Annotated in this window: 13 protein-coding genes and 1 pseudogene; 11 read left to right on the top strand and 3 right to left on the bottom strand. The window is 72.5% G+C overall.

All coding sequences use genetic code 11. The features are described 5' to 3' along the window. The first annotated feature begins 35 nt into the window (after positions 1–35). From SCATT_RS31940 to SCATT_RS40650, 5 genes and pseudogenes are all read left to right on the top strand, one after another. Positions 36–686, top strand: coding sequence for a hypothetical protein (locus SCATT_RS31940; protein WP_014151223.1), 651 nt, complete (start codon positions 36–38; stop codon positions 684–686). 181 nt (positions 687–867) lie between these two features. After that, complete coding sequence (locus SCATT_RS31935) at positions 868–1,296, top strand: nitroreductase family deazaflavin-dependent oxidoreductase (protein WP_014151224.1); 429 nt, start codon at positions 868–870, stop codon at positions 1,294–1,296. Between the two features lie 155 nt (positions 1,297–1,451). Further along, a complete protein-coding gene (locus SCATT_RS31930; RefSeq protein ID WP_014151225.1) occupies positions 1,452–1,754 on the top strand; it encodes a hypothetical protein in 303 nt (100 codons plus the stop codon). 222 nt (positions 1,755–1,976) lie between these two features. Further along, a pseudogene (locus SCATT_RS40655) lies at positions 1,977–3,374 on the top strand (alkaline phosphatase family protein); the annotation flags it as partial. 237 nt (positions 3,375–3,611) lie between these two features. Beyond that, positions 3,612–4,460 (top strand): YncE family protein, encoded by an 849-nt coding sequence (locus SCATT_RS40650; protein WP_322973107.1) that lies wholly within the window; start codon positions 3,612–3,614, stop codon positions 4,458–4,460. Positions 4,461–4,535: 75 nt separating this feature from the next. Here SCATT_RS40650 and SCATT_RS38740 read toward each other — a convergent pair whose 3' ends face one another. Next, a complete protein-coding gene (locus SCATT_RS38740) occupies positions 4,536–4,697 on the bottom strand; it encodes a hypothetical protein (RefSeq protein WP_157894783.1) in 162 nt (53 codons plus the stop codon). Between the two features lie 20 nt (positions 4,698–4,717). On the opposite strand from SCATT_RS38740, the gene SCATT_RS31920 reads away from it, so the two are divergent. Next, positions 4,718–6,124, top strand: a complete 1,407-nt coding sequence (locus SCATT_RS31920) for a M14 family zinc carboxypeptidase (protein ID WP_014151227.1) — start codon at positions 4,718–4,720, stop codon at positions 6,122–6,124. A 37-nt stretch (positions 6,125–6,161) separates the two neighbouring features. Here SCATT_RS31920 and SCATT_RS31915 read toward each other — a convergent pair whose 3' ends face one another. After that, a complete protein-coding gene (locus SCATT_RS31915; RefSeq protein WP_014151228.1) occupies positions 6,162–7,364 on the bottom strand; it encodes an FUSC family protein in 1,203 nt (400 codons plus the stop codon). A 131-nt stretch (positions 7,365–7,495) separates the two neighbouring features. Continuing rightward, complete coding sequence (locus SCATT_RS31910) at positions 7,496–8,389, bottom strand: LysR family transcriptional regulator (protein ID WP_014151229.1); 894 nt, start codon at positions 8,387–8,389, stop codon at positions 7,496–7,498. Between the two features lie 108 nt (positions 8,390–8,497). Between SCATT_RS31910 and SCATT_RS31905 the strand changes: the two genes are divergently transcribed. From SCATT_RS31905 to SCATT_RS31885, 5 genes are all read left to right on the top strand, one after another. Then, a complete protein-coding gene (locus SCATT_RS31905; protein ID WP_014151230.1) occupies positions 8,498–9,367 on the top strand; it encodes an oxidoreductase in 870 nt (289 codons plus the stop codon). A gap of 131 nt (positions 9,368–9,498) precedes the next feature. Continuing rightward, complete coding sequence (locus SCATT_RS31900) at positions 9,499–10,491, top strand: ABC transporter ATP-binding protein (RefSeq protein ID WP_014151231.1); 993 nt, start codon at positions 9,499–9,501, stop codon at positions 10,489–10,491. Positions 10,492–10,573: 82 nt separating this feature from the next. After that, on the top strand, positions 10,574–11,776 hold the full coding sequence (locus tag SCATT_RS31895) for an ABC transporter substrate-binding protein (protein ID WP_014151232.1): 1,203 nt from the start codon (positions 10,574–10,576) through the stop codon (positions 11,774–11,776). Then, entirely contained in the window at positions 11,773–12,618 is an 846-nt protein-coding gene (locus SCATT_RS31890) for an ABC transporter permease (RefSeq protein WP_014151233.1), read from the top strand. The genes SCATT_RS31895 and SCATT_RS31890 overlap by 4 nt, the downstream gene beginning before the upstream one ends. A 30-nt stretch (positions 12,619–12,648) precedes the next feature. Next, positions 12,649–13,461 (top strand): ABC transporter permease, encoded by an 813-nt coding sequence (locus tag SCATT_RS31885; protein WP_014151234.1) that lies wholly within the window; start codon positions 12,649–12,651, stop codon positions 13,459–13,461.

The following is a 13,461-nucleotide window of genomic DNA, read 5'->3' as shown; positions in this document are numbered from 1 at the left end:
TCTCACCGCTCCGTTTCCGACCACAAGAGGTCCGCATGAACTTCCGCCGTGTCCTGGCGTCGGCCACCGCGACCGCCGCCATCGCCGCCGCCCCGCTGCTGGCCGCCCCCGCGGCCTCCGCCGCCGACGGCACCACCGCGGCCACCACCGCGAGCACCGCGGCCGGTGCCGCCGCGCACTCGGCGCCGACCGCGCTGCGTTCCGCCACGGCCGCCGCCACGACGCCGACGTGCCTGGCCCGCAACCCGCGCTACCGCCCGGTGCTGCGCACCGCGATCAGCGGTCTGCCGACCCGGATCGCCACCGGCAGCGGCTGGCACAAGTTCACCCTGACCATCGACAACCCGTCGGGTTCGACGGTCGCGGGCGTCCGCCTGTTCTCCGGGATCAGCTCCACCGACACCACGTTCAAGGCGTTCCGCACCAACCAGGTGACGCTCCAGGCGTACTTCCCCAACATCAAGCGCTGGGTGGACGTCAAGGACACCGCCGCCGAGTCGGTGGGCTTCTTCGGCACCGGCAGGCTGCCCGGCCACACCCACCTCAACGTGCCGATGCGCGTCTACGTCAAGAAGACAGCTCCGGCCGCCAAGGGCATGGTGCTCGGCGCCGGCTTCTACGCGGACGCCAAGAACAAGTGCACGGCGATCACCGCCGCCGAGGTGAAGGTGCGCGTCACCCGCTGACGCCCACCCGCCGGCCGGCCCCGCACCCGTCACCGGGTCGCGGGGCCGTCCCGCGTCCGTCCCGCGTCCGCGCCGGCCCGGCGGCGGAATACCGGCCTCCACCCGGTGGTTGTGGCGGGTGACACAACCGTTACCGACCGCGTCCGACCGCGGTCGGATGTCGACGATGGGACGGGATGGCATGCCGCTGGAAGGCGAATGCGAGCCGAGCCCGGAGAAGTGGGTACGCGACCAGGTCGAGCTGTACGAGAGCTCCGGGGGCACCGAGGGGACGACGCTGCGCGGGCTGCCGGTGGTCGTCCTCACCACGCGCGGCGCGAAGAGCGGCAAGCTCCGCAAGAGCCCGCTGATGCGGGTGGAGCACGAGGGCGTCTACGCGGTGGTCGCCTCGATGGGCGGCGCCCCGAAGCATCCGGTGTGGTACCACAACGTGGTGGCCCACCCCCGGGTCGAGTTGCAGGACGGTCCGGTCAGGCGGGAGCTGACGGCCCGTGAGGTGCACGGGGCGGAGCGGGAGCTGTGGTGGGAGCGCGCGGTGCGGGCGTACCCCGACTACGCCGACTACCAGGAGAAGACGGATCGGGTGATCCCCGTCTTCGTGCTGGAGTAACCCCTCCCGGTCACGCTGTGCGGCGGGCCGTCACGCCGGGTGTCCCGGTGTGCGCTCGCCGCGCGCGGTCCCGCCTCCGGTGCTAGCGTCGATTACTTCAGGGGAACTGAGGTTTCCTGCCGCGATTCGGTCTCCTGATCCCGGAGGAGTACGAAATGCCGCACGGAAGCGGGGGTGACGCGCCGGAGGTGTCCCTCACCCATACCGTCGCCCTCTACGACCCCGCCGACGGCCGGGTCGTCCATCTGCACCAGGTCGTGGTGCTCGGCGGCGGCGGGCGCGTCGAGGAGGACCGGGCCGAACGCGAGGCGGTGGAGAACGCCCGGCTGCGCGGTCACGACGTCGGCGGGCTGCGCGTCCAGCACGTGACGGCACCCCTGCCCGACCGGCCCGGGGTGCTCCACGTCGACACCGCCACCGGCGAGCTGGTGGCGCTCGCCCCGCGCCCCTCGCCCTGACCCGCCACTCTTGATCTGACACAACGTCACCTGGCGGCGGCGACACCACAGCGGTGTCGCCGCCGCCAACACGACGTGTCCGTCACGCCAATTCCGCCTCAACGGCGACGGCCGGAAAATCGCCATCAATACGGTGTGGGTGACGGATCGGACTCGGCCACTTGTGCGAGCCCTGCCTTGGTGATGTGGTAAGCCGCGTCCCCTGAAGGCAGTGAGGTGAACATGACCGAGTTTTCCCGTCGTCGGCTCATCCGTTCCGCGCTCGGAGTGGGCGCGGCCACCACGGCGGCGACCCTGCTCCCGCCCAACCTGCGGCGGGCGATGGCCGAGCCGCCGCGCCGTCCCGGCTCGCTGGACGACATCGAGCACGTCGTGGTGCTGATGCAGGAGAACCGGTCGTTCGACCACTACTTCGGCACGCTGCCCGGGGTGCGCGGGTTCGACGACCCGGACGCGGCCAGACTGCCCAACGGGCGCCCGGTGTTCTACCAGCCCGACCCGGGCAACCCGGACGGCTACCTGCTGCCGTTCCACCTCGACACCACCACCAGCAGCGCCCAGGCGATACCGTCCACCAGCCACGCCTGGTCGGTGCAGCACGCCGCGTGGAACGGCGGCCGGATGGACAACTGGCTGCCCGCGCACCGCAAGGCGGACGGCGACGCCCACGGCCCGTACACCATGGGGTACTACAAGCGGCGCGACATACCGTTCCACTTCGCGCTGGCCGAGTCGTTCACCATCTGCGACGCCTACCACTGCTCGGTGCTCGGTCCCACCTGGCCCAACCGGCTCTACCACTGGACCGGCACCATCGACCCGGCCGGCACCCACGGCGGCCCGGTGATCAGCAACGTCATACCCGAGCCGTTCCGCTGGACCACCTACCCCGAGCGCCTCACCAAGGCGGGCGTCTCCTGGCACGTGTACCAGCAGGAGGACGACTACGGCTGCAACCCGCTGGAGTTCTTCCAGGCGTACCAGGACGCGCGGCCGGGCGACCCGCTCTACGAGCACGGGCTCACCATCGGCCCGGCCGACCAGTTCGCCCGGGACGCGCTGGCCGGCCGGCTGCCGACGGTGTCGTGGATCATCCCGACGGCCGCGCAGTGCGAACACCCCGACTACACCCCGGCCTCCGGCGCCGACTTCCTGGCCCGGCAGCTCGACGCGGTGGCGGCCAACCCCGAGGTGTGGCGCAAGACCGTCTTCATCGTCAACTACGACGAGAACGACGGCCTGTTCGACCACGTCATACCCCCCACCCCGCCGCGCGGCACCCCCGACGAGTTCGTCCAGGGGCTGCCGATCGGGGCGGGGATCCGGGTGCCGTGCATCATCGTCTCGCCGTGGACGCAAGGGGGGTTCGTGGCGAGCGAGCCGTTCGACCACACCTCGGTGCTGCGGTTCCTGGAGCGGATCACCGGGGTGCGGGAGAGCAACATCAGCGACTGGCGGCGGCGCACGTTCGGCGACCTCACCTCCGCGCTCGGCTTCCCCCGGCCGCGCCCGTTCCCGTCGCTGCCCGACACCAAGCAGCAGCTGTGGGCCGCCGAGCACGAGACGGCCACGCTGCCGCCGGCGCCGATACCCGGGGCCCACCAGACCCCGCCGCACCAGGGTGGCGACCACCACCTCAAGCCGCTGGCCGGCTCCACCGCCACGGCGAGCGAACTGCGCGGCGCCCGCCACTACTCGACCAGCCGCGCCGAGGAGAACGCCACCACCCACGCCGACGACTTCCCGCACGGCACCGCCGGCACCGACTTCCCCGGCCGCCAGGACGCCGTCCCCCGCAAGGCACCCACCACCGGCGAACACGCCTACGCCGCCGGGATCACCAGCTACTCGATCGCGGTGATCGACACCTCCACCCACCGCCTGGTGGCGAGCGTCAAGGCGGGGAGCAACCCGTACGGCATCGCCAGGACGCCCGACGGGCACAAGCTCTACATCACCAACTCCGGGGCGAGCAACGTCTCGGTCTTCGACACCAGGCGCGGCACGATCACCGGCAGCGTCAAGGTCGGCCTCTACCCGCACGGGGTGGCGGTCTCCCCCGGCGGTCACCATGTCTACGTCGCCGACACCGGCCCCGACACCGGCGCCGGCGGCTCCCGCAGCGTGTCGGTGATCGACACCCGTACCGACAAGACGACCGCCACCTGGCAGGTGGGGCCGGCCCCGCACGCGCTGGCCGCCGCGCCGGACGGGCGCACCCTCTACGTCACCTGTGCCGACGGGCTGGCGGTGGTGGACACCGGGCACGGCGCGGTGCGCCACCGGCTCACCGGGCAGGCCAGGGCGCGCGGGGTCGCGGTGCACCCGGACGGCCGCCATGTGTACGTGGTCGACACCGGCCAGGACACGCTCTCGGTGATCGACACCCGTCGCCACCGGGTCACCGCACGGGTGCGGGTGGGGCGCACCCCGTGGCAGGTGGCGGTGGCCCCGGACGGCTCGCGGGTCTACGTCACCGGGGCCAACGACGACACGGTGACGGTGATCGACGCCGCCAACCACCGGGTGGTGGCCCGGGTGACGGTGGACCACGTGCCCACCGGGATCACCGCGACCGCGCACACCGTGTGGGTCTCGGCCAACGCGTCCAGCACCGTGCTGGCGATCGACGCCCGGACGCTGAAGGTCGTCGGCCGCGCCCCGCTCGGCATCTCCTCGCAGCCCAGCGGCGTGGTGGTCGCCTGATCCACCGGGGGTGAAGGCCCCGGGACGTCCGAGGGGATCGACGTTCCGGGGCCCTCCCTGTCACCCGCCATCTGATCAACGCGACGGCCGCCCGAAGGACACGGCCACGGCGGCGAGGATTCCCTGCGCGACGTGCCGGAAGGAGACCGCAGGCAGCGGGCGTCCGGCGGCGTCGGCGCAGGTCGCACGGTCTTCCTCGGCCAGCATGGACATGCCATATTGATGGGCGGCATCCATCCCCCCACGGAAGGCCGACCATGTCACGCAAACGCCTGGCGGGCATAGCCGCCGCCGCGGCCGTCGCCCTGGGCACCGCCTTACTGCCGCAGGCCGTCGCCGCCCCCGCCCCCCGCCACCAGCAGGAGGTGGCACCAGCGCAGTACGTCTACCGGCTCCACTCGGCCCACCCTCAGCAGGACGCGCAGAACCTCCTCGGCAAGGGGTACGACCTGCTGGAACGCCGGCAGGGCGACGACCTGTTCGTGCTCGGTGACGCGGCCACCGGCAGCGCGCTGAGAACCCTCGGCCTCGCCCCCGCCGTCGTCCGCACCATCACCCACCCCACCGCCCCGCAGCGGTCCCGCACCGCCGCCGACGACGGCACCTTCTACGGCGGCTACCACACCGTCGACGGCCAGTACGCCCACCTCGACCAGGTCGCCGCCGCCCACCCCGACCTGGCCACCGTGGTCACCTACGGCCAGTCGTGGCTCAAGCAGCAGGGCCAGGGCGGCCACGACCTCAAGGCGATCTGCATCACCAAACTCCGGTCCGGCGACTGCAGGCTCAACCCCTCGTCGGCCAAACCCCGGTTCTTCCTGATGAGCCAGATCCACGCCCGGGAACTGACCACCGGTGAGATGTCCTACCGCTGGATCGACGCCCTCACCAGCGGCTACGGCACGGATCCGGCCATCACCCAGCTGATGGACACCACCGAGATGTGGGTGGTGCCGGACGCCAACCCGGACGGCGTCGACATCGTCGCGCAGGGTGGCGACAACCCGATCCTGCAACGCAAGAACGCCGACGACTCCGCCGACCCCTCGTGCGGCACCGGTGACGGCAGCGAGCAGATCGGCGTCGACCTCAACCGCAACGCGGGCACCCACTGGGGCGCCTCCGGCACCTCCACCCAGCCGTGCAGCGAGGTCTACGGCGGCCCCGCGGCCGACTCCGAGGTGGAGAACACCGCGTTGGAAGGGCTCTTCCGCGAGCTCTACCCGGCGGTGCGCACCGGCACCTCCACCAGCGCCCCGGCTCCGGTCACCGCCAACGGCATGATGATCACCTTGCACAGCGACGCCTCCATGGTGCTCTTCCCGTGGGAGTACAGCGCCCGGGTGCACACCGGCAACGACACCGCGCTGCGGGCGCTGGCCGCCAAGATGGCCTCCATCACCGGCTACCAGTACGGCCAGGCCGGTCAGATCCTGTACAACGCGGCCGGCGGCACCGACGACTGGACCTACGACAAGCTCGGGCTGGCCAGCTTCACCATCGAGATCGGTGACGTGGACAACCGCGGCTGCGACGGCTTCACCCCGCCGTTCTCCTGCCAGGACAGCTACTTCTGGCCCAAGATCGAGCCCGCGCTGCTGTACGCGGCCCAGCACGCCGCCGCGCCCTACCGTACGACGTCCGCCACCGCGGCGAAGCGGTGACCGGCTGACCGCCGCCTGGCGTGGCGCCCGTCGCGCGTCACGCCCGGCGGCGGCGTACCGTCTCGCCCCGGGCGAACCGCCGCAGCCGGGCGAGGAAGGCGAACTTCTCGTGCTGGGCACGAGCGGCCCGGTCCAGCTCCTCCATCAGCCGCTGCGAGCGGTGTTCCAGCGCCAGTTCGTCGATGATGCGGTCCACCTCGGCCAGGATCGAGCCGTGCAGCTGCCAGGCCACCGGGTGTTCGCGTACCTGTTCCAGCAGCATGTGGGCCACCTTGTCGCGGCTGGCGGCAGCCGCGGCCAGTTCGGCGGTCAGGCGTTCCTCGGCCTCCTCGGCGTTGCTGCTGACCTGGGTGGTCACCAGCACCGAGAAGCTCACCAGCGCGCCGCCGACGTGCGCGAACAGCTCCTCCATGGCGACCGCCACCTCGTGCGGGAAGAGGGGTTCGCCGGACGCGCGGCGCTTGGCGAGGTCGGTGAGCGAACGCGCCAGCACCCGCAGCACCACCACGCAGATCTCCAGCGTGTCCAGTCCGGTGCGCAGCACCAGCCGGGAGAGCAGCCCTTCGCGGACCCGGGGGTTGAGCCGCAGGCTGTCCTCCGCCTGCCGCAGGGCGCTGTCGACCACGGCCACGTCGTGGTCGAGGCGGCGTGCCTCGTGCAGCCGGGCCGCGGCGCGTTCGACGGTGGTGGGGCGGCCCAGTTCCTCCGCGACGCGGAGCAGCAGGTGGCGCATGCGGCGGGCGAGGTCCTCGATGGACTCGCCGGCCGTGCTGACCCACACCGGCGGGGCGAACAGGAAGTTGAACAGCAGGCCCACGGTGGCGCCGATCAGTGTCTCCAGCACCCTGTCCCATGCCTGGTGGGCCAGCCGGGTGACGCCGAGCACCAGCATGGCGCTGATCGCCACCTCGTTGACGAACTCGTCGACCCTGACGAACTGGCCCACCGTCAGCGCGGCCAGGATGATCAGCCCCAGGCTCCACCAGGTCAGCCCGACCCAGGAGCTGAAGCCGATGGCGATGAGCACCCCGACCACCACGGAGTTGACCCGTCGGATGCCGGTGGTGAGCGTGGAGTAGAGGGTGACCTGGACGACGAGGAGGGCGGTGAGGGGGGCGGTCAGCGGGGCGGGTTCGCTGCTGAGGCGGACGGCGACGGCGTAGGAGATGGTGGCCGCCACGGTCGCCCGCACGGTCTGCGCGACGATCGGGTCCTTGCGCAGCCGGTTCAGCTGTGCCACGGCTCGGCTCGGTGTCTGACGTAGTTCACGCACGCTTAAGCCCCTTCCCGGCCTGCCGCTCTTCATGATCGCCCGCCCCGGCGGCCTTGTCGAAGACATCGCCGGGCGGGCCGGGGCCGCGGTACGGGAGGTCAGCCGGGGCCGGGCGGTGCGGCGAGTTCGCGTACCACCTCGGCGAACCCGTCGACCAGCGGGTCGGTGCCGCCCTTGGGCCAGGCGAGGGCGACCCGCAGCGGTTCGACGTCGGTCAGCGGCACCCACACCAGGTCGGGGCGGGCGTAGTAGTGGGACATGGCGGCCGGGGCGAAGCAGACGGCGGTGCCTTCGGCGACCTGTTCCAGCATCTCCTCGACGTTGTCGTTGGTGGGCCCCCAGCGCGGGGCGGAGCCGTCCGGCCGGGGGTTGACGGCCCACCAGTCGACCCAGGCGCGCGGGGCGCGTTCGGTCCACATCAGCGGTTCGTCGGCCACGTCGAGCACCGAGACGCCCGGGCGGCCGGCGAGGCGGTGGCCGGCCGGGAGTCCGACGACCCGGGGTTCGGTGTGCACCACCTCGGCGTGGAGCCCGGTGAGGTCGGCGGGGAGCCAGACGAAGGCGACGTCGCAGCGGCCGTCGTGGAGCGCGGCCACCTCCTGCCCCCAGTCGAACCGCTTGGGCTCCACCCGCACCCCGGGGTGGCGGCGGGCGAACTCGGCGCGGGCCCGGGTGGTCAGCTCACCGGCGCCGCTGGCCTCGAAGCCGACCCGCAGCACCCCGGTGCGGCCGTGCCGGTGGCGTTCGGCGGCGGCCGTGACCCGGTCGGCGGCGAGCAGGGTGCGCCGTGCCTCGGTGACCACGTCCCGCCCGGCGGCGGTCGGGGTGACCCCGCCGGAGTGGCGTTCGAAGCGGCGCACCCCGAGTTCGCCCTCCAGCCCCTTGAGGGCGTACGACAGCGCGGGCTGGCTGACGTACAGCTTGGCCGCGGCCCGGCCGAGGTTGCCCTCGTCGGCGATGGTCACCAGGTAGCGCAGGGAACGCAGCTCCATCCGGTGATCATAAACGCTCTTTATGGCTCGGTAGATGATCTGTCTTGGACGCGTCCGGGCGCGGGCTGACATAACAGAAGGCGTCAACCACGCTGACGGGAGAGGCAGATGACCACCACCGACTCCACCCCCACCCGCACCGCGACCGGCCGGGTCTGGCTGATCACCGGGGCCTCCTCCGGCTTCGGGCGGTCGCTGACCCGGGCCGCGGTCGCCGCCGGCGACACCGTGGTGGCCGCGGTCCGCCGCCCCGAGGTCCTGGACGACCTGGTGGCCGCCCACCCCGGCCAGGTGGTGCCGATCGCCCTGGACGTCACCGACCACGCCCGGATCACCGCCGTGGTGGCCGAGGTGTTGCTGTGGTACGGGCGTATCGACGTGCTGGTCAACAACGCCGGCCGGGGCCTGATCGGGGCGGTGGAGGAGACCACCGACCGGGAGCTGCGCGACCTGATGGAGCTGCACTTCTTCGGCCCTGCCGCGCTGACCCGGGCGGTGCTGCCGCACATGCGTCGGCGCGGTTCCGGTGCCGTGGTGCAGATGAGCAGCATGGGCGGCCGGTTCAGCTTCCCCGGGGTGGGCGCCTACTCGGCCACCAAGTTCGCGTTGGAGGGGCTCTCCGAGGCGCTGGCCCAGGAGGTCGCCCCGTTCGGGATCAAGGTGCTGGTGGTGGAGCCGGGGGCGTTCCGCACCGGGTTCGCCGGCGGGGACGCGCTGGTGCGGTCGGCGGCCCTCGACGCGTACCGGGAGACGGTCGGCCCGGTCCGCGAGGCCCTGCCGGACAGCGACGGCAAGCAGCCCGGCGACCCCGACAAGGCCGCAGCGGCCATCCTCACCGCGCTCGCCGCCGAGCGGACGCCGCTGCGCCTGCCGCTCGGCAACGACGCCGTCGACGCGGTGGCCGCCCAACTGGGCTCGGCACAGGAGGAGTTGAGCACCTGGGAGAGCGTGGCCCGGAGCACCGACTTCGACGCCTGAGGCGGTCGAGACGGTCGAGACGCCTCCGGCACCGTCCCGCGCCCCGGCGTTCCGCGGAACCGGGGACGCGCGGGCGGCGCGGCCGGTACAGTGACCGCCCGCGATCGACGGTCGTGAGGGGGCGGCGGCTCATGGGCGAGGTGGCCACACCGGCGGTTCGGCTGACCGGGGTCCGCATGGAGTACGGCCGGGTGCGCGCCGTGGACGGGGTCGATCTGGAGGTCCCGGAAGGGGAGTTCTTCGCGCTGCTCGGCCCCTCCGGGTCGGGCAAGACCACGCTGCTGCGGCTGATCGCCGGGTTCGAGACCCCCACGGCGGGGCGGGTGGAGCTGGGCGGCGCCGAGGTGACCGCGCTGCCGCCGTACCGCCGTGACGTGCACACCGTCTTCCAGGACTACGCGCTCTTCCCGCAGATGACGGTGGCCGAGAACGTGGCCTACGCGCTGACCGTGCGCCGGGTGCCGCGCGCGGAACGGCGGGCCCGGGCGCGTGAGGCGCTGGCCATGGTGCGCCTCGCCGGGCACGAGGGGCGGCGGCCCGGCCAGTTGTCCGGCGGGCAGCGGCAACGGGTGGCGCTCGCCCGGGCGCTGGTGGACCGCCCCCGGGTGCTGCTGCTGGACGAGCCGCTGGGCGCCCTCGACCTGAAACTCCGTCAGGAGATGCAGACCGAGCTGAAGGCGTTGCAGCGCACCACCGGCATCACCTTCCTGCTGGTCACCCACGACCAGGAGGAGGCGATGACGATGAGCGACCGCATCGCGGTGGTCCGTGACGGCCGCATCGAGCAGACCGGCCCGCCCGCCGAGGTCTACCGGCGCCCGGCCACCGCGTTCGTGGCCTCCTTCATCGGCACCGCCAACCTGCTGGACGGCACCACCGGCATCCGCCCCGAGCGGCTGCGGCTGGCGCCACCCGGCACCGCGCCCGGACCGGACGAGCGGGCGGCGGCCGGACGGATCGACACCGTCACCCCGCTCGGGCCGCACACCCGGATCACGGTGGCCCTCGACGACGGCGGCCGGCTCACCGTGCTCCGCCCCGACGACGGCCGCACGGCACCGGTGGCGGCCGGCGGGCGCACCGTCGTCCTATGGAACCGGGACCACGTCTTCCGCATCCCGTGATCGCACCCTGGCGGCAGCCGCTCAACCACCGGCATACTGCTGACGCCGCGTCACCAACCTCTCGCCACAGGGGGAACGGACGATGCCGAAGCGTACGACGAGGGCACTGCGGATCGCCGCCACCGCCTGCACCCTGGTGCTCGCCGCCGCCTGCGGCTCCGGCGGCGACACCACCCGGGCACCCCAGGGGTTCACCGTGCCGAAACTGCCGATGCAGCGCACCCTGGGCCCCGGCGAGGGGCAGGTGGACGTCATCGCCTGGGCCGGCTACGCCGAGGACGGCTCCGACGACCCCAAGGCCGACTGGGTCCACCCGTTCGAGAAGCGCACCGGCTGCACCGTGCACACCAAGATCGCCGGAACCTCCGACGAGATGGTGTCGCTGATGAAGACCGGCCAGTACGACACCGTCTCCGCATCCGGCGACGCCACCTTGCGGCTGATCGCCGCCGGGGACGCCGCCCCGGTCAACACCGCGCTGGTCCCCAACTACCGGGACGTCTTCCCCGGGCTGAAGGAACAGTCGTTCAACTCGGTACGCGGCCAGATGTACGGCATCCCGCACGGGCGCGGCGCCAACCTGCTGATGTACCGCACCGACACGGTGCGCCCGGCCCCCGACTCCTGGAGCGCGGTCTTCGACGGCGCCTCGCGCTACCGCGGCCACGTCACCGCCTACGACTCGCCCATCTCCATCGCCGACGCCGCGCTGTACCTGATGTCGGCCAGGCCCTCGCTGCACATCACCAACCCCTACGCCCTCGACGAGCACCAACTGGCCGTCGTCGTCGAGCTGTTGAGGAAACAGCACCAGGCGATCGGCGAATACTGGAGCGACTACCAGAAGGAGGTCACCGCTTTCAAGAGCGGTGACAGCGTCATCGGCACCACCTGGCAGGTGATCGCCAACCTCGCGGCCGGGGAGAAGGCACCGGTGAAGGCCGTGCTGCCCAAGGAGGGCGCCACCGGCTGGTCCGACACCTGGATGGTCTCGGCGAAGGCGAAGCACCCCAACTGCGCCTACCGCTGGCTCGACTGGATCGTCTCCCCCGAGGTCAACGCCGAGGTCGCCGAGTTCTTCGGGGAGGCCCCGGCCAACGCGAAGTCCTGCGCCCTCACCACCGACCCGCACTTCTGCGCCACCTACCACGCGGCCGACGAGACCTACTACCGCCGTGTCCACTTCTGGACCACCCCGGTCAAGCAGTGCCTCGACGGCCGCAAGGACACCGTGTGCACCGACTACGCGCAGTGGTCGCGGGCGTGGACGCAGATCAAGGGGTGAGGCCCCGCAGGCCCCGGGCGCACCGGGGCCGGCTCGCCGCGCTGCTGGCCGCACCGCTGTTGTGGCTGGGGGTCGCCTACCTCGGTTCGCTGGCGGTGCTGCTGCTCTCCGCGTTCTGGACCACCGACAGCTTTACCTCCGACGTGGTGCGCGAGTGGAACACCGGCAACTTCGTACGGCTGCTCACCACCGGCGTCTACCGGGCCGTCGTGGTGCGTACGGTGGTGATCGCGCTGGCCGTGACGGTGGTGGACGCGCTGCTGGCGCTGCCGATGGCGTTCTTCATGGCCCAGGTGGTCCGGCCCGGCCGGCGCCGGGCGCTGGTGGTCGCCGTGCTCACCCCGTTGTGGGCGAGCTACCTGGTGAAGGCGTACGCGTGGCGGTTGATGCTGAGCCGGCACGGTGTGGTGGACGCGGTGCTGGCGCCGCTGGGGCTGAGCGGGCCGGGGTTCGGGGTGACCGCGGTGGTGGTCGTGCTGGCGTACCTGTGGCTGCCGTACATGATCCTGCCGGTGTACGCGGCGCTGGAGCGGCTGCCCGGGGCGCAGTTGGAGGCGTCCGCCGATCTGGGGGCGGGGGCGTGGCGGACGTTGTGGTCGGTGGTGGTGCCGGCGGTGCGCCCGGCGGTGCTCGCCGGTTCGGTCTTCACCTTCTCGCTGAGCCTGGGTGACTACATCGCCGTGCAGATCGTCGGCGGCCGGACGCAGATGCTCGGCAACGCCATCGCCGCCGAGGTGACCTTGGACCTGCCGATGGCCGCCGCGTTGTCGGCGGTGCCGGTGGTGCTCGTCGTCTGCTATCTCGCCGCGGTGCGCCGGGCCGGCGCGCTCGACGAGTTGTGACGCCGTGGTGTCGTGGGGAGGGGAACGGCCGTGAAGTTGTCGCGCACCGCGCGGATCGTCCTCGGTTGCGTCATGGCGGTGGGGCTGGCCTTCGTCTACCTGCCGTTGCTGCTGGTGCTGGTCGACTCGTTCGACGCGGACCGTTCGTTCGGCTGGCCGCCGAGCGGTCTCACCGGCCGGTGGTGGGTGCGGGCGCTGCACAGCGAGGGGGCCCGGGAGGCGCTGCTGACCTCGGTGCGGGCGGGGCTCGGTGCCACGGGGGTGGCGCTGGTGCTCGGTTCGCTGGCCGCGTTCGCGGTGCACCGGTACCGGTTCTTCGGCCGGCGGACGGTCTCGTTCCTGCTGGTGCTGCCGATCGCGCTGCCCGGGATCGTCACCGGCATCGCCCTCAACGCCGCGTTCCGTACCGTGCTGGGGCCGCTCGGGGTGGGGTTCGGGCTGCTGACGGTGGTGGTGGGGCACGCCACGTTCTGCGTGGTGGTGGTCTTCAACAACGTGGCCGCGCGGCTGCGCCGGATCCCCGGTTCGCTGGCGGAGGCGTCGGCGGACCTCGGTGCCCGGCCGTGGCGGACGTTCCGGTACGTGACGCTGCCGTCGCTGGCGTCGGCGCTGGTGGCCGGCGGGCTGCTGGCGTTCGCGCTCTCCTTCGACGAGATCGTGGTCACCACGTTCACCGCCGGCCCCGGCACCCAGACGCTGCCCATCTGGATCTACGGCAACCTGGCCCGCCCCAACCAGGCACCGGTGGTCAACGTGGTCGCCGCCGTCCTGGTGGTGCTCTCCGTGCTCCCGGTGTACGCCGCCCAGCGGCTCTCCGCGGACCCGGCGGGCGGCCGGCTGTGA

This window comes from Streptantibioticus cattleyicolor NRRL 8057 = DSM 46488, assembly GCF_000240165.1.
GTDB lineage: Bacteria > Actinomycetota > Actinomycetes > Streptomycetales > Streptomycetaceae > Streptantibioticus > Streptantibioticus cattleyicolor.
This window is presented reverse-complemented; position numbering and strand designations above follow the sequence as displayed.